Origin of the sequence: Microbacterium sp. SORGH_AS_0969 (genome assembly GCF_030818255.1) — a bacterium.
Taxonomy (GTDB): Bacteria; Actinomycetota; Actinomycetes; order Actinomycetales; family Microbacteriaceae; genus Microbacterium.
Window position 1 is genome coordinate 2498353 of the sequence record NZ_JAUTAG010000001.1, and the last position, 18403, is coordinate 2516755.

General features: G+C 70.9%; 11 protein-coding genes and 1 pseudogene. All 12 read left to right on the forward strand.

Going from position 1 to position 18403, the window contains the following annotated elements; translation table 11 throughout:
- The first annotated feature begins 10 nt into the window (after window positions 1–10).
- Window positions 11–2155 (forward strand): phosphate acetyltransferase, encoded by a 2145-nt coding sequence (gene pta, locus QE388_RS11675; protein WP_307385472.1) that lies wholly within the window; start codon window positions 11–13, stop codon window positions 2153–2155.
- Complete coding sequence (locus tag QE388_RS11680) at window positions 2152–3420, forward strand: acetate/propionate family kinase (RefSeq protein WP_307385474.1); 1269 nt, start codon at window positions 2152–2154, stop codon at window positions 3418–3420. The genes pta and QE388_RS11680 overlap by 4 nt, the downstream gene beginning before the upstream one ends.
- 65 nt (window positions 3421–3485) lie before the next feature.
- Window positions 3486–4610 (forward strand): glycosyltransferase family 2 protein, encoded by a 1125-nt coding sequence (locus tag QE388_RS11685; protein ID WP_275799516.1) that lies wholly within the window; start codon window positions 3486–3488, stop codon window positions 4608–4610.
- A 100-nt stretch (window positions 4611–4710) separates the two neighbouring features.
- Window positions 4711–5445 (forward strand): HAD family phosphatase, encoded by a 735-nt coding sequence (locus tag QE388_RS11690; RefSeq protein WP_307385476.1) that lies wholly within the window; start codon window positions 4711–4713, stop codon window positions 5443–5445.
- A gap of 97 nt (window positions 5446–5542) precedes the next feature.
- A pseudogene (locus tag QE388_RS11695) lies at window positions 5543–8072 on the forward strand (glycoside hydrolase family 65 protein).
- Window positions 8073–8305: 233 nt separating this feature from the next.
- Complete coding sequence (locus tag QE388_RS11700; protein ID WP_307385477.1) at window positions 8306–11062, forward strand: DNA polymerase III subunit gamma and tau; 2757 nt, start codon at window positions 8306–8308, stop codon at window positions 11060–11062.
- Window positions 11062–11655: a recombination mediator RecR gene (gene recR, locus QE388_RS11705; protein WP_058232585.1), complete on the forward strand. Its 594-nt coding sequence runs from the start codon at window positions 11062–11064 to the stop codon at window positions 11653–11655. Before QE388_RS11700 ends, recR begins: the two co-directional genes overlap by 1 nt.
- A 192-nt stretch (window positions 11656–11847) precedes the next feature.
- The gene (locus QE388_RS11710; RefSeq protein WP_307385479.1) at window positions 11848–12384 is read left to right on the forward strand and encodes a hypothetical protein; all 537 of its coding nucleotides are present in this window, start codon (window positions 11848–11850) and stop codon (window positions 12382–12384) included.
- A gap of 30 nt (window positions 12385–12414) precedes the next feature.
- Complete coding sequence (locus QE388_RS11715) at window positions 12415–14109, forward strand: PASTA domain-containing protein (protein WP_307385481.1); 1695 nt, start codon at window positions 12415–12417, stop codon at window positions 14107–14109.
- Between the two features lie 324 nt (window positions 14110–14433).
- Window positions 14434–15450, forward strand: coding sequence for a phosphate ABC transporter permease subunit PstC (gene pstC / locus QE388_RS11720; RefSeq protein WP_275799521.1), 1017 nt, complete (start codon window positions 14434–14436; stop codon window positions 15448–15450).
- Window positions 15450–16763, forward strand: coding sequence for a phosphate ABC transporter permease PstA (gene pstA, locus QE388_RS11725; protein WP_307385483.1), 1314 nt, complete (start codon window positions 15450–15452; stop codon window positions 16761–16763). Before pstC ends, pstA begins: the two co-directional genes overlap by 1 nt.
- The gene (gene pstS, locus QE388_RS11730; protein ID WP_307385485.1) at window positions 16760–18355 is read left to right on the forward strand and encodes a phosphate ABC transporter substrate-binding protein PstS; all 1596 of its coding nucleotides are present in this window, start codon (window positions 16760–16762) and stop codon (window positions 18353–18355) included. The genes pstA and pstS overlap by 4 nt, the downstream gene beginning before the upstream one ends.
- Window positions 18356–18403: the final 48 nt, after the last annotated feature.

The following is an 18403-nucleotide window of genomic DNA, read 5'->3' on the forward strand; positions in this document are numbered from 1 at the left end:
GCTGGAACACGTGACGCAGAGCATCTACATCACGTCGGCCGAGGGGCACTCGGGCAAATCCACCGTGGCTCTGGGTGTCCTCGACGCCCTCAGTCGCGTCACTCCGCGCGTGGGGGTGTTCCGCCCGATCGCGCGATCGACCGCCGAGCGCGACTACGTGCTCGAGATGCTGCTCGATCATGACGGGGTCGAGCTCGACTACGACGACTGTGTCGGCGTGACCTACGACGACGTCCGCGACGACGCCGACGCGGCCCTCGGTCGCATCGTCGAGCGTTACAAGGCGGTCGAGGCGCAGTGCGACGCCGTGGTCGTCATAGGCAGCGACTACACCGACGTCGGCAGCCCCGCCGAGCTCGCCTACAACGCGCGGATCGCGGCCAACCTCGGCGCCCCGGTGCTCCTCGTCCTCGGCGGCCGTGCCCAGCAGGGACAGGGCGAGACGCTCGGCCTGTCGGTGGCGCGCACCCCGCACGAGGTCGGTCAGATCGCGTCGCTCGCGGTCGCCGAGCTCCTGCACGAGCGGGCCGAGGTCTTCGCCGTGATCGTGAATCGCGCCGATCCCGACCAGCTCGACGGGGTCGTGGCATCCGTTCGTCAGGTCATCGACACCCTTCCCGTCACCCCGTCGGCCGAGCGTCGACCCGTGCCGGTGTGGGCTCTCCCCGAAGACCGCTTCCTCATCGCCCCCTCGATGCGCGGTGTTCTGCGCTCGGTCGAGGGCGAGCTCATCAAGGGAGACCCCGAGCTGCTCACCCGTGAGGTGCTCGGGGTGGTCGTGGCCGGGATGTCGATGGTCAACGTCCTTCCGCGGCTCAAAGAATCGGCCGTCATCGTCATCCCCGCCGATCGCAGCGAGGTCCTTCTCGCGACGCTCCTCGCCAACGCCTCGGGAACCTTCCCCTCGCTCGCGGGCATCGTGCTCAACGGCGGGTTCGAGCTGCCGGATCCGATCGTGCGCCTCATCGACGGTCTCGGCTCGCCGCTGCCGATCATCGCGACCGACCTCGGCACCTACGACACGGCCGTCCGCATCATGAACACGCGCGGACGCCTGGCCGCCGACTCGCAGCGTCGCTACGACACCGCGCTGGCGATGTTCGAGCGTCACGTCGACACCGCGCTGCTGACGCGAGAGCTCGGCGTCGCCCGACCCAGCGTCGTCACCCCGCTGATGTTCGAGTACGGCCTCGTCGACCGGGCCCGCACCGACAAGCGCCGCATCGTCCTGCCCGAGGGCACCGACGACCGTGTGCTCCGGGCGGCGGCCACGGTGCTCTCGCGCGGCATCGCCGACCTCACGATCCTCGGCGAGCCGATCGAGGTCCGCGGGCGCGCGATCGAGCTCGGCATCGACATCCGCGACGCCGAGGTGCTCAGCCCCTTCGATGCCGTGCACGTCGACAAGTTCGCGACCGAGTACGCCCGGCTCCGTGCGCACAAGGGCGTCACGTACGCCCAGGCCGCCGACACCGTCACGGACGTGTCGTACTTCGGCACCCTCATGGTTCACATGGGCCTCGCCGACGGCATGGTCTCGGGCGCCGCCCACACGACGGCCCACACCATCCGCCCCGCCTTCGAGATCATCAAGACGGCCCCGGGCGTCTCGGTCGTCTCGAGCGTGTTCCTGATGGCCCTCGCCGACCGCGTGCTCGTCTACGGCGACTGCGCGGTCATCCCCGATCCGACCAGTGAGCAGCTGGCCGACATCGCCGTGTCGTCGGCGGCGACCGCCGAGCAGTTCGGCATCGAGCCGCGCGTCGCGATGCTCTCGTACTCGACGGGGGAGTCGGGCACGGGTGCCGACGTCGAGAAAGTGCGTGCCGCCACCGCTCTCGTGCGCGAGCGTGCGCCGGAGCTCCTCGTCGAGGGACCGATTCAGTACGACGCCGCGGCCGACGCGGCCGTAGCCCAGGCCAAGATGCCCGGCTCCGAGGTCGCGGGCCGCGCGACGGTCTTCGTCTTCCCGGATCTCAACACCGGCAACAACACGTACAAGGCCGTGCAGCGCTCGGCCGGCGCCGTCGCGATCGGGCCGGTGCTCCAGGGCCTCAACAAGCCCATCAACGACCTGTCGCGCGGCGCGCTCGTCGACGACATCGTTAACACCATCGCGATCACCGCGATCCAGGCCCAGGGGAGCAGCAAGTGAGCGTGGTGCTCGTCGTCAACAGCGGGTCGTCGTCGTTCAAGTACCAGCTGCTCGACATGCGACACGAGCGAGTGCTCGCTTCGGGCCTCGTCGAGCGCATCGGCGACCCTTCGACAGGCTCAGGGACCGGGGGAACAGCGAAACACACCGTCGAGGCGGCCGCCCTCGCACCCGGCGACGAGGCGCCCGCGGTCACGGATGCCACGCACACGATCGAACGGGAGATCCCCGACCACACCGCGGGCTTCGCCGTCATGCTCGACGCGTTCGCCGCGCACGGGCCCTCGCTCGACGAGCATCCGCCCGTCGCGGTCGGCCACCGGGTCGTCCACGGCGGAGCGCGGTTCTTCGAGCCCACCGTCGTGACGCCGCTCGTCGAGATCAACATCGACGAGCTCTCGGTGCTCGCGCCCCTGCACAACCCGGCGAACCTCGCCGGCATCGTCGCGGCGAAGAAGGCTTTCCCCGACGTGCCGCACGTCGCCGTCTTCGACACCGCGTTCCACCAGTCGCTCGCTCCCGAGGCCTACACCTACGCGATCGATCGCGAGATCGCCGAGGCCCACCGCATCCGCCGTTACGGCTTCCACGGCACGAGCCACAAGTTCGTCAGCGAGGCCGCCGCGGCCTTCGTCGGCCGCCCGCTCGGCGAGCTCAAGCAGATCGTCTTCCACCTCGGGAACGGCGCCTCGGTCACCGCCATCGAGGGCGGCCGTTCGGTCGACACGTCGATGGGCCTCACGCCGCTCGAGGGGCTCGTCATGGGTACGCGCTCCGGCGACCTCGACCCGGCCGTGCTGTTCCAGCTCGCGCGTCGCGCCGACATGTCGATCGCCGACCTCGACACGCTTCTGAACAAGCGCTCCGGCCTCCTGGGCCTCGCCGGTGTCAGCGACATGCGCGACATCGGTGAGCGACGGGATGCCGGAGACCCGGCGGCGCAGCTCGCCTTCGACGTCTACATCCACCGTCTCCGCGCCTACGCGGGGGCGTATCTCGCCCAGCTCGACGGCGTCGATGTGATCTCCTTCACCGCCGGGGTGGGAGAGAACTCGATCCGCGTGCGCGAGGAGGCCATGGCGACCCTCGGCTTCGCCGGCGTCGAGATCGACCCCGAACGCAACGCGACGCGCGAGCGCGGCATCCGTCGGATCTCGACCGACGCCTCGCGCGTGGAGGTGCTCGTGGTCCCCACGAACGAGGAGCTCGAGATCGCCCGTCAGACGCTGTCGGTCACCTCCGGGGTCACCTTCGGTCGCATCTGATCTCGCCCCCGTTCCCGCGGCACCCCTGGTGCGTGGGCGTCGACGGCGCGTGTGAGCATCGGCGGATGCCCTTCCTCCGTCGTTCCTCAGCCGCGCGCGCTGCGCGCATCGATCATCGGGTGACCGCTGACGGCATCGTCGCGATCGTGGATGTGACCACGACCACCCGCCTCACGGCCGACGAGGTTCATGCGATTCTCCAGGCCGACACTGTTCATCCGGTGTGGGGGAGGCGGCAGGTGCGACGCGCCCGCAGGCGCATGGGAGGGGAGGAGACCAGGCCTGCCCCGGGAGCGGAGTGTCCGATCCGCCCCCTGGTCTCGGTGATCCTGCCGGTCTACGACGGCGAGCGATACCTGGCCGAGACTCTCGACGCCGTCCTGGCCCAGACGTTCGTGGACTTCGAGCTCATCGTCGTCGACGACGCGTCGAGCGACCGATCGCTCGAGATCGCGCGGCGGGTCACGGCGGGGCTGTCGCATGTCCGGGTGGTGTCGCTGGGGCGCAACACGAGGAAGTGCGGGGCGGTGGCGATCGGTCTCGCGCTGGCGGCGGGGCGCTACGTCATGGAGATCAACGCCGACGACGTGCTGGAACCCGACGCCCTCTCCCGCCTCACCGCGCCGGTGCGCGACGGCGTCGAAGCGGACTGCATCTTCGGCGATCACACCGTCATCGACGCGCGGGGTGTCGTGCGGCCGCAGGCAGCCCAGCGGTGGTCGCGCTCGACCGGACGCGCCGACCTGACGGCGGGCGCTGTCGCGGACGCGCGGCGACGGCACCTCCGTCACGGTCTCGTCCCGGCGGCGGTGTGCGCGCTCATCCGGCGCGACGTCGTCGGCGCGTGGCCGGCCTTCACCGAGGCTCACACCGACTACTGGCTGGCGTGGCGCGGGGTGCGTCGCGAGCGGGTGTGGTTCGTCGGTCCCGAACCGCTCGCGCGCTACCGGGAGCACGAGGGCGGAATCACGCGGTCGTTCCACTCCCGACGTCGCGCGCGAACGCGTCTCGTGATGGATGCCGCGGTCCTCCGTTCGATCCGGCTCCGCGAGGCGCCCGCGCTGCTCCGACGGTTCGCGGATCACGGCTTCGACCTCGTCTTCGGCCCCGCCGCGCGCGACCGGGCGCGGATGCTGGTGCGCCGGCGGGCGTGGCAGCACGGCGAGTTCGACGAACCTTCCGCTCGCTGACTCGCTCACCCGCGGAGGTGTCGGAGGTTACCCGCCACTACGCTGGAAGCACGACGCGGCGTCGCGTCCGCACGCCCCGCCCTGCGATCTGGAGCCCGCCGTGACCGACACCCCCGCCCTGCCCGACCTCACCGCGTACGAGGGTGTGCTGTTCGATCTCGACGGCGTGCTGACGCCGACCGCCGAGGTGCACATGCGGGCCTGGAAAGAGATGTTCGACGAGCTCTTCGCGGCCTGGAACATCGAGCCGCCGTACACCGATCGCGACTACTTCGAGTACGTCGACGGCAAGAAGCGCTACGACGGCGTCGCGAGCCTGCTGCGCAGCCGCGACGTGGAGGTTCCGTGGGGCGATCCGTCCGACGACCCGTCCGAAGACACCGTGTGCGGCGTCGGCAACCGCAAGAACGCCGTGTTCTCGCGCATCCTCCGTGCCGAGGGCATCGCGCCCTACCCGGGTTCCGTCGCCCTGCTCGACGTGCTGCAGGCCGCGGGGACGCCGATCGCCGTCGTGTCGAGTTCGAAGAACGCCGTCGAGGTGCTCGAGGCGGCGGGGCTGCGCGACCGATTCCCCGTCGTCATGGACGGGGTCATCGCCGAGCGCGACCACCTGGCCTCCAAGCCGGCTCCCGACGTCTTCGCCGAGGCTGCCCGTCTCCTGGGCGTCGACCCCGCGCGGTCGGTCGCCGTCGAAGACGCCCTGAGCGGCGTGCGTTCCGCGGCCGCAGCCGGGTACGCGGTGGTCGTGGGCGTCGATCGTGGCGTCGGAGCCGACGATCTCACGGCGGCGGGTGCCACCGTGGTCGTCGACGACCTGGCGGCGTTCGTAGACTGAGCCGTCGCCTCGCGGCATCCTGAGCCCCATCCCTCGCGCGCACACCCGAGTCCCGCGCGCGAGCCGACCCGTACCTCGCCACTGGAAGGCACGCCCGATGATCGATCGCGATCGTTTCCCCATCGACGAATGGCGCCTCATCGAGACCGAGTTCTCGGTCGACGATGTGGGTGTCACCGAAACGCTGTTCTCCGTCGGCAACGGCTACCTCGGCCTGCGCGGAAACCCCATCGAGGGGCGTTTCGCCCACGAGCAGGGCACGTTCATCAACGGCTTCCACGAGACGTTCCCGATCCGTCACGCAGAGCAGGCGTACGGCTTCGCCGAGGTCGGCCAGACGATCATCAACGCACCGGATGCCAAGGTCATGCGCGTCTACGTCGACGACGAGCCGCTCTCGCTCGACGTCGCCGACGTGCGCGAGTACGAGCGCGTGCTCGACATGCGCCAGGGCATCCTCCGCCGGAGCCTGCTGTGGGTCACGCCCGCGGGCAAGCACGTGCGGATCGAGGACGAACGGTTCGTCTCGTTCGACGAGAAGCACCTCGCGGTGCTCCGTCTCACCGTCACGGTGCTCGATTCCGATGCGCCCGTCTCGGTGAGCAGCCAGCTGCTGAACCGGCAGGACGGTGAGGGGATCTACGGCGGTTCGCCGATGGCATCAAAGCAGGCCGGATTCGATCCGCGGAAGACCGAGAAGCTCAGCGACCGTGTGCTGCAGCCGCGGGAGTACTGGCAGGACGGCGACCGTTCCGCGCTGAGCTACGAGGTGACCGAGTCGGGGATGACGCTCGCCGTCGTCGCCGATCACCTCGTCGACACCGCAAACGAGTGGACCTCTCGCCAGCTCATCGAGCCCGACATCGCGAAGAACGTCTTCCGCGTCGACGCGCGGGCCGGCGTCCCGACGACCATCACCAAGCTCGTGAGCTACCACACCTCCCGGGGCGTGCCCACGGGTGAGCTTCTGGACCGGTGCCGTCGCACCCTCGACCGCGCGCGCGAGACCGGGGTCGAGGGTCTCGTCGAGCAGCAGATCGCCTGGTACGCGGCATTCTGGGACCGCTCGGACGTGCGCATCGGGGGTCACGGCGACCTGCAGCAGGCCACGCGCTGGTGCCTCTTCCAGCTCGCGCAGGCCGCAGCCCGCGCCGACGGACAGGGCGTTCCCGCCAAGGGCGTGACGGGCTCCGGCTACAGCGGCCACTACTTCTGGGACACCGAGGTCTACGTCCTGCCGTTCCTCGCGTACACCTCGCCGCTGTGGGCACGGAACGCGCTGCGCATGCGCTATCTCATGCTCCCGGCGGCCCGAAAGCGCGCGCACCAGCTCAACGAGGCCGGCGCGCTGTTCCCCTGGCGCACCATCAACGGCGAGGAGGCCTCGGCCTACTACGCCGCCGGCACGGCGCAGTACCACATCAACGCCGACGTCTCGTTCGCGTTGGCGAAGTACGTCCGCGCCACGGGCGATGAAGAGTTCCTCGCCCGCGAGGGCGTCGACATCGCGGTCGACACGGCGCGACTGTGGTCGACGCTCGGCTTCTGGCGCTCGAGCGACGGCGGCGAGGAGCACGACTCGTTCCACATCCACGGCGTGACCGGTCCCGACGAGTACACGACGGTCGTCAACGACAACCTCTTCACGAACGTCATGGCGCGCTTCAACCTGCGGTTCGCCGCGCGTACCGTGCGCGAGCTCGCCGAGAACGACCCCGACGCGTACGCGCACATGGCCGACCGCATGAACCTCGACCCCTCCGAGCCCGAGCGCTGGGATCGGGCGGCCGAGGCGATGCACATCCCGTTCAGCCCGGCGCTTGGCATCCATCCTCAGGACGCGGTGTTCCTCGAGCGCGAGATCTGGGACCTCGAGAACACCCCGCCCGACCAGCGCCCGCTGCTGCTCCACTTCCACCCGCTCGTGATCTACCGGTACCAGGTGCTCAAGCAGGCGGATGTCGTGCTGGCGCTGTTCCTGCAGGGGAATCACTTCACGGATGCCGAGAAGCTCGCCGATTTCGAGTACTACGACCCGCTGACCACGGGCGACTCGACGCTGTCCGCGGTCGTGCAGTCGATCCTTGCGGCGGAGGTCGGGTACCAGGACCTCGCGCTCGAGTACTTCCGTCAGGCCGCGTTCGTCGACCTCGGCGACCTCCACCACAACGCCTCCGACGGGGTGCACGTGGGCGTCGGCCGGCGGTGTCTGGACGGCGCTCGTCAGCGGCTTCGGCGGCATGCGCGACCACTTCGGTCGCCTGACGTTCGACCCGCGCCTCCCGGCGGACTGGCCCGAGCTGTCGTACGTGTTGCACTGGCACGGCACCCGTCTGGACGTGACCCTGACCGCGACCGCTCTGACGCTGCGCGCGAGCGGCGACGGCGAGCCCGTCGAGTTCGCCGTGCGCGACGTCGAGTACACCGTGGCCCCCGGCGAGTCGGTGCGCGTCGCGCTGCACGGGCAGGGACCCGTGCGGCCGGGGCGCCCCTCGATCCGACAGCTCGAGGGGTCGGTGCGCGAGGACGGCACGCTGCTGTCGGCCTCCGTGCCGATCGTCACGGCATCCATACCCATCGTGGGCGACGACGACGACGAGCCGGTCGCGGTCGGTCTCGACGTCTGACGTCGCTTCACGAACGCGGCGGTGCCTTTCGGGGTGCCGCCGCGTTCTGGTTTCCGTGCGGTCGGGCTACGAGGCGCGGGGACCGGTGACGAGCGGAGGGTGAGGGAGGAGGGGAGGATGCCGAGGGCCTCAGCGTCCTCCCCTCCTCCCTGATCCGCCCCTCATCACGCGCGCCGCCGCCGTGCGCAGACGCCCGCGGACGCGATGTCGGAGGGACGCCGTAGGCTGGTCGGGTGACGACAGCCCTGTACCGCCGATACCGCCCGCAGGCGTTCGGCGAGATGATCGGGCAGTCCCAGGTGACCGAGCCCCTGATGACCGCCCTGCGCAGCGATCGCGTCGGCCACGCCTACCTCTTCTCGGGTCCGCGCGGCTGCGGTAAGACCACGTCGGCGCGCATCCTCGCCCGGTGCCTCAACTGCGCCGCGGGCCCGACCGACACCCCCTGCGGCACGTGCGACAGCTGCGTCGAGCTCGGACGCGGCGGCAGCGGATCGCTCGACGTGGTCGAGATCGACGCCGCCAGCCACAACGGCGTCGATGATGCGCGCGATCTTCGCGAGCGCGCGATCTTCGCCCCCGCCCGCGACCGCTTCAAGATCTTCATCCTCGACGAGGCGCACATGGTGACGCAGCAGGGCTTCAACGCGCTGCTGAAGCTGGTCGAAGAGCCGCCGGCGCACGTGAAGTTCATCTTCGCGACCACTGAGCCCGAGAAGGTCCTCGGCACGATCCGTTCGCGGACGCACCACTACCCGTTCCGGCTCGTTCCGCCGGCCGCCATGCTCGAGTACGTCCAAGAGCTCTGCGAGAGCGAGAACGTCGGAGTCGAAGCCGGCGTGCTGCCGCTCGTCGTGCGTGCCGGCGGGGGCTCGCCGCGTGACACGTTGTCTCTGCTAGACCAGCTCATCGCCGGCAGTGACGCGGATGCCGCGGGCCACGTGCTCGTGCGGTACGAGCGTGCCGTGGCCCTCCTGGGATACACCCACTCCGAGCTCCTCGACGAGGTGGTCGATGCTTTCGCGGCGAACGACGGCGCCGGGGCTTTCGCCGCGGTCGACCGCGTGGTGCAGACCGGGCAAGACCCGCGTCGCTTCGTCGACGATCTGCTCGAGCGCCTGCGCGATCTCATCGTGGTCGCGGCGACCGGTGCCGGCGCCTCGGCCGTCCTGCGAGGCGTTCCCGACGACGAGCTCGAGCGCATGGCCCGGCAGGCCACGGCGTTCGGGGTGGCGCGCCTGTCGCGGACCGCCGACCTCGTTGTGGCCGCCCTCGACGAGATGACGGGTGCCACCTCGCCGCGTCTGCAGCTCGAGCTGCTCGTCGCCCGCGTGCTCACCCACGCCGGGGTGTCGCAGGGCTCGTCCCCGGCGACGATCCACGACCTCGACGCCGCCCGTGCGACGGCGCCCGCGACCCCGGTCGCCACCGGGCGGCCCGCGTCTCCTGCGGCCGACATCGCACCGGGGGGCGTCAGCGCTCCGCGCGTCGCGGCTCCGTCGACGCCGCGCATCGCGGCGCCGGGGTCGGCGACCCCGGCGGGCGGTTCTGCCGCGCCGGCCGTTGCTTCACCGGGGATCGCTTCGCCTGGCATCGCGGCACCGGGAATCGCGGCACCGCGGGTTGCCGCGCCGAACGCGGCCCCGCCGGTCGCGGCGCCGACGGCTGCTCCGAACGTCGCGGCGCCGGTCGCATCGCCCCGTGTGGCGGCGCCGAACGTCGCGGCGCCGAACGTCGCGGCGCCCGCCGTCGCGCCGCCGGTCGAGGCTCAGAGCGCTGCCGCGCCGAGCGCCGCCGCGCCGAGCGCCGCGTCTCCCACCGCGCCGAGCGCCGCTCCGCCCGCCGAAGAAGACGCGCCCCCGCCGTTCACCGACGATGACGCGCCGCCGCTCGACGACGAGCCCCGTCCCGTCGATGCTGCGCCCGAGCAAAGCGCACCGGCGCGAGAAGCGGCTCCGCGCGCCGCCGCCGGCTCCCACGACGAGGCGCACCCGTTCGACACCGCGCCCACCCCCGACGGCCCCGCCGCTGACGCCGACCGTGCGAGCGCGACGCGCGCGGGTAACGCTCCCGCGCCGACGCCCGCCTCGGCCCAGCCGGCCACCCCCGCCCCGGAAGCAGCCCCCGCGGCGGACACCCCCGTGTCCGACACCCGCACCGAGCCCGACCCTTCTCCGCTCGAGCCGGTCGCTCCGACTCCGCCGGCGATCCCCGTCGGACCCATCGAACTCGGACACGTGCGCGACGCGTGGCCCGAGATCCTGGCTCAGCTCGAGGTGGCCAGCCGGCCGTCGTGGCTCATCGTCTCGACAGCGACGGTCGCGGCTTTCGACGACGACGTGCTGACGCTGCTTTTCCGCACGGCGAGCGACCTGACGGCGTTCAAGACGCGCTCGGCCGACGGCGGTCCGAGCGAAGACCTGCGTCAAGCGATCCTCGCCGTCCTCGGCGTGCGGGTGAAATACCTCGCGCGCCTCGACGGCGACGGCCCGGGTGGCCCCGGCCCTGGTGGCCCGCGCGGCAGCGGGTCCGGCTCGCCGGCCGCTCCGCCCCGCGGGGGAGCGACCGCGGGCGCTCCCGCGCGGTCCTCGGCACCGTACTCGGCGAGCGTGACCGATTGGGCGGTGGCACCGATCCCCGGTGCCGCTCCGACGGTCGCGTCTCCCGCCGCGGCCCTGGCCGTCGACGACGAACCCGAAGAGGCCCGTCCGACGATCGCGCCCGCGGCTGCCTCGACCGTCCGCGAGGGCGGCGTGCTCCCCGCGACCGAGGTCTCCCGGTCGGTGCCGGCACCCGACGAGGTCGACGACGACGACGTGATCCCGCCCGCCGACGAAGCGCCCGATGTGCCCGTTCCGCCGGTCGTGGTTCCGCGCATGCCCCCGCTTCGCGGCGGCGTCCAGCGATACGGTGAGGCCGTCGTCCGCCAGATGCTCGGCGCGACGTACCTGCGCGACGAGCCCTACGAGCCCCCGACGAGGTTCACCTGATGTACGACGGCATCGTCCAAGACCTGATCGACGAGTTCGGCCGGCTCCCGGGGATCGGTCCGAAGTCGGCCCAGCGCATCGCGTTCCACATCCTGCAGTCGCCGAGCTTCGACGTGTCGCGGCTGTCGACGCTGCTCGGCGAGATCCGCGACAAGGTGAAGTTCTGCGAGATCTGCGGCAACGTCTCCGAGCAGGAGCGGTGCTCGATCTGCCGTGATCCCCGACGCAACCCCGCGCTCATCTGCGTCGTCGAAGACGCGAAAGACGTCGCGGCGATCGAGCGCACACGCGAGTTCCGTGGTCTCTACCACGTGCTCGGCGGGGCGATCAGCCCCATCGCGGGCATCGGTCCCGACGACCTCCGCGTCGCCCAGCTCATGCAGCGTCTCGCCGACGGCACCGTCCAAGAAGTGATCCTCGCGACCAATCCGAACCTCGAGGGCGAGGCCACGGCCACGTACCTCAGCCGCTTGCTGCACACCCTCGAGATCCGCGTCACGCGCTTGGCATCCGGTCTTCCGGTGGGTGGCGACCTCGAGTACGCCGACGAGGTCACCCTCGGTCGTGCCTTCGAAGGCAGACGCACTCTCTGACCGTCCTCCGCGCCCGCGCGGACAGTTCACCCGGCGGGTGATGACGCGTGACGTCGAGCGTTGCCATGTCGTAGCCCGTTCGTTCACCCCCTGCTCGCGCTGCGGCTACGGCAGAACGGCACTTTCTGTTCTGCGGAACAGCTCGAGACGACCCGAAAGTCCGACGCTCAGTCCGTCAGACAGGGGCTTTCCGTGAGCGATCGACTCACCGTCGCGCGCGCCCGCACCGGGCGCGTGATCTTCGACACCTTCCGTTCTCACTACGACCCGCGCCTCGCCGCGTGGTTGTTGCTGCGTTCGCACTTCCTCCCGGAGCTGGCCGCGGCGCACCTCGAAGCCCAGGCCGCGACGCCGAGCGAGAGCATCGTCTCGCTGGGTGTGTTCGGCGTGTGGCGGTTGCTCGCGACCAATAACCGCGAACTCGCGCGTTGCGCCGCCGTGTACACGTCCCCGGCAGCGGCCGTCGCAGCCGCCCGGCGCGATCAGAGCCGCGCCGCCGACCTGCAGCTGACGGCCGTCCGAGGCCCCGGGTCGACCAAGCACGGCTGGATCCTGCGCAGCGCGGGGGTGCCGGTCGTGACGACGGCCCGGTGGTACGAGTCGGCGGGCGAGGCCATGGCAGCCGGTCGAACGGCGGTGAACGTCTTCGCCTCGGCGCAGGTGGTCGACGGAGTGAGCATCGGCACCCCCTCCGGCCGACGTTCCCGCGTGCTGGACAGGACGACGTGACACGCGGTCCGCGCGCCCTCGGGCGTCGCCGTGGGTGAGGGCGAACAGGCGGGGGTCATCGCCGGCCGCTTCCGTCTCGGCGGGCTCCTCGGCTCGGGCGGTACCGCGTCGGTGTTCTCGGCGGAGGACACGGTCACCGGACGTCGGGTCGCCGTGAAGCTCCTCCATCCGCACCTCTCCGAGAGTCCCGAGGTGCGCGCAGCCTTCCTCGACGAGGCGAAGCGCATCGCCACCCTCTCGCACCCCTGCGTCGTCACGATCGTCGACCTCGGCACGTTCCTCGACGGTGACACCCCGATCGCGTGGATCGCGCAGCAGCTCGTGGACGGACGGACGCTCGCCGAGCACGTGCGCGTCGAGGGCGTGCTCTCGCCGGCCAAGGTCGTCGACGTCGGCTCGGACGTCCTGTCCGGACTCGCCGCCGCCCATCGTGCCGGGCTGATCCATCGCGACGTGTCGCCCGCGAATGTGCTCGTCCGCCACGTCGACGGGGGACTCAAGGCGACGCTGCTCGACTTCGGTCTCGCCGACGCGGCGGGCCGCACGGCGCACGGCGACGACGTGCTGCGCAGCTCCGTCACCACGGCCACGGCAGGGGTCGTCGGCAACGCCCATTTCGCGTCTCCGGAGCAGTTGTCCGGGAGCGCGGTCGGACTCGCGGGCGATCTCTATCAAGTGGGCGGGCTGCTCTACTTCGCCCTGACGGGGCGAGCTCCGTTCGAGGGCGGCGACCGAGCAGCCGTCGTGCGCGGGCACCTGAACGCGCCTCCACCGGTCCCGTCGGTGCGGCGACGCGGGATCCCGCAGGCGATCGACAGGGTCGTGGTCCGCGCGCTGCTGAAGGATCCCTCGCTTCGCTACACGGATGCCGACGAGATGCGCCGAGCCCTCCTCGCGACGCTGCCTCCCGACGCCCCGCAGCCGGCACCTCCGCGGGCATCTTCGCCGTCCGCGACGGCGATGACCACCGCAACGCGGGCGCTGGCACCCGCGCCTCCTGCCATCGAGACGCCGCCTCCCGTCGAGGAGCAGCCCCCGCGCGAGCGTCGCGCTGCCGGATGGGGCCTCGTCATCGCGATCATCGCCGTGCTCGTCGCCACCGCCACGGCCGTGCCGTTGCTCTCGGGCGCCGGACGCACGGCGCCCCCCGCCGAGGCCGTCACCCCCGACGACGCCGCGACCCCGTCCGCCACGGCCGCGATCACGCCGGGGACGGCGGCACCCTCCGCCTCGGTCGCGGCGACGGTCGTTCCGGCCCTGACCACCGTCGCCGACGCCGCCTCGATCCTCGCGGCGACCGGTCTCCGCCTGGGAGACGTGCGCACGCGCGACGACGTCGCGCCCGCGGGAACGGTCCTCGAGTCCGACCCCGCGGCGGGCACGACCGTCGTGCGGGGATCGACCGTCCGTCTCACGGTGGCATCCGGCTCGAACGCGGTTCCCGACGTCACCGGGATGGATGCGGCGGCGGCGGACGCGCACCTGCGAGCGGCCGGCTTCACGTCGACCACAGTGACCGTCGTCTCGGAGCGGCCCGCCGGGCTCGTCCTGGGGAGCGAACCCGCCGCGGGCAGTTCGGTGGCGCTCGGAAGCGCCGTCCGCGTGCTCGTCGCCGCGGCACCGCTGCCGAGCCCCACGGTCTCGCCGCCCGCCCCCACGTCGACGCCGAGTCCGTCGCCCACGGCGACGGTCCTGCCGACCTCGTCGCCTACGCCGGCGCGCTGATCCCGCGCGCGGGAGGAGTGCGCCCGGGTCGCGCGAGGCCGCGGCATCCTCCGGCGTGCCGCGCGGTGCACCGGCACCGGCGCCATCGACGTCCGTCGTTCACCTTCGCGCGTCCAGCGTTCACCCGTCGGTCAGGGCGTGTGGCGGGGTGAGGTCGGCCGCGTTCACTGCCCGCTCATAGCGTCTCGCATGCCGGTTACCCGAGCCGGCTCCCGGCGGACGAGCGAGACGCATCGCCGTTCGCACAGCCGCCCGCCGCCGCCCGCGACCACCCGTCATCGGCGGGAACGAGTGTCTGCGGCGGCCGCGATCCCTGGAGCATGAATGACCGATCTGACCACCGAGGTGCTGCCGTCGCGCCCGGCGGGACCGCCCGAGCCCCGATCTCTGCGGAGCGCCCCCGTCGTGGGCGACCGCGTCTTCCGCAGCGGAGCCTACGCGGCCGGCATCATCACCGTGGCGGTCATGCTCGCCGTCGGAGTGTTCCTGACGGCGCGGGCGGGTGACGCGCTCGTCGTCGCCGGTCCGTCGTTCCTCACCACGCAGGAGTGGTCGCCCGAGACGGGGACGTTCGGCGTCGCCGCCGTCCTGTTCGGCACCGTGACGATCGCACTCGTCGCGATGGCGATCTCCGTCCCGCTGGCACTCGGGACCGCGCTGCTCATCAGCGAGATCGTCCCGCCCCGGCTGCGGTCGTTCCTCATCACCATGGTCGATCTCATGGCGGCGGTCCCCAGCGTCGTGTTCGGGCTGTGGGGGGTGTTCTTCCTGCAGGCGAACGTCATCCCGGTCGCCGAGTGGATCTCGACCTACTTCGGCTGGATCCCGATCTTCGACGTGACGGATGCCGCGGGCACCCGACTCACGGAGGCGGGGGCGTTCACCTCGTCCGCGTTCATCGCCGGCATCGTGGTCGCGCTCATGGTGGTGCCCACCCAGACCTCGGTCATGCGCGAGGCGTTCTCGCAGGCGCCGCTGGGGGAGCGCGAGGGGGCGCTGGCGCTCGGATCGACGCGCTGGGGAATGATCCGCGCGGTCGTCCTGCCCTTCGGCCGCGGCGGGATCATCGGCGGAACCATGCTGGGCCTCGGGCGTGCGCTCGGCGAGACGATCGCGGTGGTCATGATCATCTCCCCGATCTTCACCATCAACACCCAACTGCTGAAGACGGGAACGAACTCGGTGTCGGCCCTCATCGCCCTGCGCTACGGCGAGGCGAGTCAGTTCGGTCTGTCTGCGCTCATGGCGGCGGGCCTGGTGCTGTTCATCATCACGCTCATCGTGAACTTCACGGCGTCCACGATCGTGGCTCGCAGTCGATCCGGGGCGGAGAGCACCTGATGGCGATCGTCACCCCCGAGGCGCCCACCGCCGACGAGGGCGTGCCGCGTCAGCCGATCCGCACGACGATTCCCCTCCGAGACGGTCACGTGGGAGAGCGCCGCGACCTGCGCACCGTGCCCTTCGGCGATCGGTTCGACCTGCTCGGCAGCATGGCCGCGAGCCTCGCCCTGTCGTCGCTGCTGTTCGGCTGGCTCACTCCGATGACGGGCGGCATCGGCTGGGCGGTGCTGTCGTTCATCGCGTTCCTCGGGATCTACGCGGTCATGTCGTCGCTGCGGGCCGACCGTCTCGCGGTGCGCGAGCGCATCGTGACGGCGCTGTTCTACTCGGCCGGGATCCTGCTCCTCGGAGCGCTGACGTTCGTGCTCTTCTTCACGCTGATCCGCGGATCCTCGGCGCTGTTCCACGGCAACTTCTTCGTCGAGACCATGACGACGGCGGGTCCGCTCGACCCCCTGACCGTGGGCGGTATCGCGCACGCCGTCGTGGGCACGCTCATCCAGATCGGCATCGCCCTCTTCATCACCATTCCCCTGGGGGTGATGACGGCCGTGTTCCTCAACGAGGTCGGCGGACCCTTCGCGCGCTTCGTGCGGACGGTGTCGGATGCCATGACGGCGCTGCCCTCGATCGTGGCGGGCCTGTTCGTCTATGCGGCCGTCGTCACCCTGATCACCCACGAGCGCTCGGGCTTCGCGGCATCCATCGCCATCAGCGTGATGATGCTGCCCATCATCATCCGCGCCTCCGATGTGGTGCTGCGCCTGGTTCCCCACAATCTCCGCGAGGCCTCGTACGCCCTCGGGTCGAGTCGCTGGCGCACCGTGTGGAACGTCGTCCTGCCGACGTCGCGCTCGGGACTGGTCACGGCGGTGATCCTCGGGACGGCCCGAGGGATCGGCGAGACTTCGCCCGTGCTGCTGACCTCCGGCGTCACGGCGCAGATGAACCTCAACCCCTTCTCGGGGCCGATGATCTCGCTTCCGCTGCAGGTCTTCGACTTCGTCAAGTCGCCCGAGCCGAACATGATCGCCCGCGGTTTCGGTGCGGCGGCGACCCTCGTCCTGCTCGTCCTGACGCTTTTCATCATCGCCCGCCTCATCGGCGGACGTGGTCCTGGGCAGCTCTCGGACCGTCAGCGTCGCGCCGCGATGGCCGCGTCGGCGCGAGACCTGCGTCGCATCAGCGCGGATCCCGCGCAGCACTCGCGGGCCGTGCGGCGCTTGTCCACGGCATCCCGTGTCCCGTTCTTCGGCGGGCGCGCAGCCCCCGTCGCTCGTCCCCGATCCCCCGAGGAGAACCCGTCGTGAACCTTCGTCGCCGCCTGGGCCGCACCGCGGCCATCCTCGCGGTCGTGACGCTCGTGGCTCTGGTGCCCGTTCCCGCTCAGGCCGACGGCTACGTCCGCATCTCGGGTTCGGGGTCGACCTGGTCGCAGAACGCGCTCGATCAGTGGCGCAAGAACGTCGCGAACAACTACGGCATGACCGTGAACTACTCGGGAACCGGTTCGTCGGCGGGGCGGAACGACTTCATCAATCAGACGGTGGACTTCGCCGTCAGCGAGATCCCCTTCCAGAGTCAGCCCGAGGACAACTCCCCGCCCGAGAACCCCACGAGCGGGTACGCGTACATGCCGATCGTCGCCGGCGGCACCTCGCTCATGTACAACCTCAAGATCGGCGGCAAGCGGGTCACCAACCTGCGTCTGTCGGGTGAGGTCATCACGAAGATCTTCGCGGGCCAGATCGCGAAGTGGAACGACCCGGCCATCCAGGCCGACAACCCGGCGCTCGCGATGCCCGATGTCTCGATCACGCCGGTGTATCGCTCCGACGGGTCGGGCACGAGCGCGCAGTTCACGCTGTGGATGTCGAAGCAGTTCGGGAGCATCTGGACCTACGGCATGCGGTCGCAGTTCCCGCAGGTCACCGACGCCTTCAAGGGGCAGAACGGTTCGCTGGGTGTGGCGGGCTACGTGAGCCAGAACTACGGCGAGGGAGCGATCACCTACGTCGAGTACTCGTACGCGATGAAGTCCGGCTTCCCCGTCGTCAAGATGCTCAACAACGCCGGGTACTACGTCGAACCGACCTACCAGTCCGTCGCGGTCGCGTTGATGTCGGCCCAGATCAACAACGATCTGACGCAGAACCTCGACGGGGTCTACAACAGCAACGATCCGCGCGCGTATCCCATGTCGAGCTACTCGTACATGATCGTGCCGACCGAGACCAATAAGGTGTTCACGCCCGAGAAGGGCCGCACCCTGAGCCGCTTCGCCACGTACATGCTGTGCGAGGGGCAGCAGCAGGCGTCCGCCCTGGGGTACTCGCCGCTGCCGATGAACCTCGTCCAGGCCGGATCCGACGTGCTCAAGAGGATCCCCGGCACCGAGGGCGGCGTCGACTTCAACAACTGCAACAACCCGACCTTCAAGCCCGGCGACTCCCCGCGGAACAACCAGCTGGCGCTGACCGCGCCGGCACCGCCCGACTGCGACCGCAAGGGCGCGACGCAGTGCGTCGAGGGCACCGGCGGTGCGCAGGAAGAGACGCCGACCACGGGAACGGGCGGGGCGAGCGGCGGCGCGAACAGCGCGGATGCCGCGGCGGGTGCCGCGGGCACGACCGGCGGTGGAACCGACGCGGGAGCGGCCGGCACGGCACCGGGCACGACCGGAGGCACGGCGGCCGACCCGGTGTACGACGCGAACGGCAACCTCGTCTCGGCGGCAGCGGGAGGGACGTCGGCCGCCGTCTCGGCCCCCTTCTCGCTCGCCGAGAACGGGTGGGGGACGCCCCAGATCATCATGCTCGCGGCGGGACTGCTCGTGGTCGCCGCGATCCTCATCCCGCCCGTCGTCGGTCGTCGATCCCGCGGAGAAAAAAGACCACTCTGATCGGGGATTTTGCAACGTTCAAGCGTTGCAGTCACCGCGGCGGTGCCT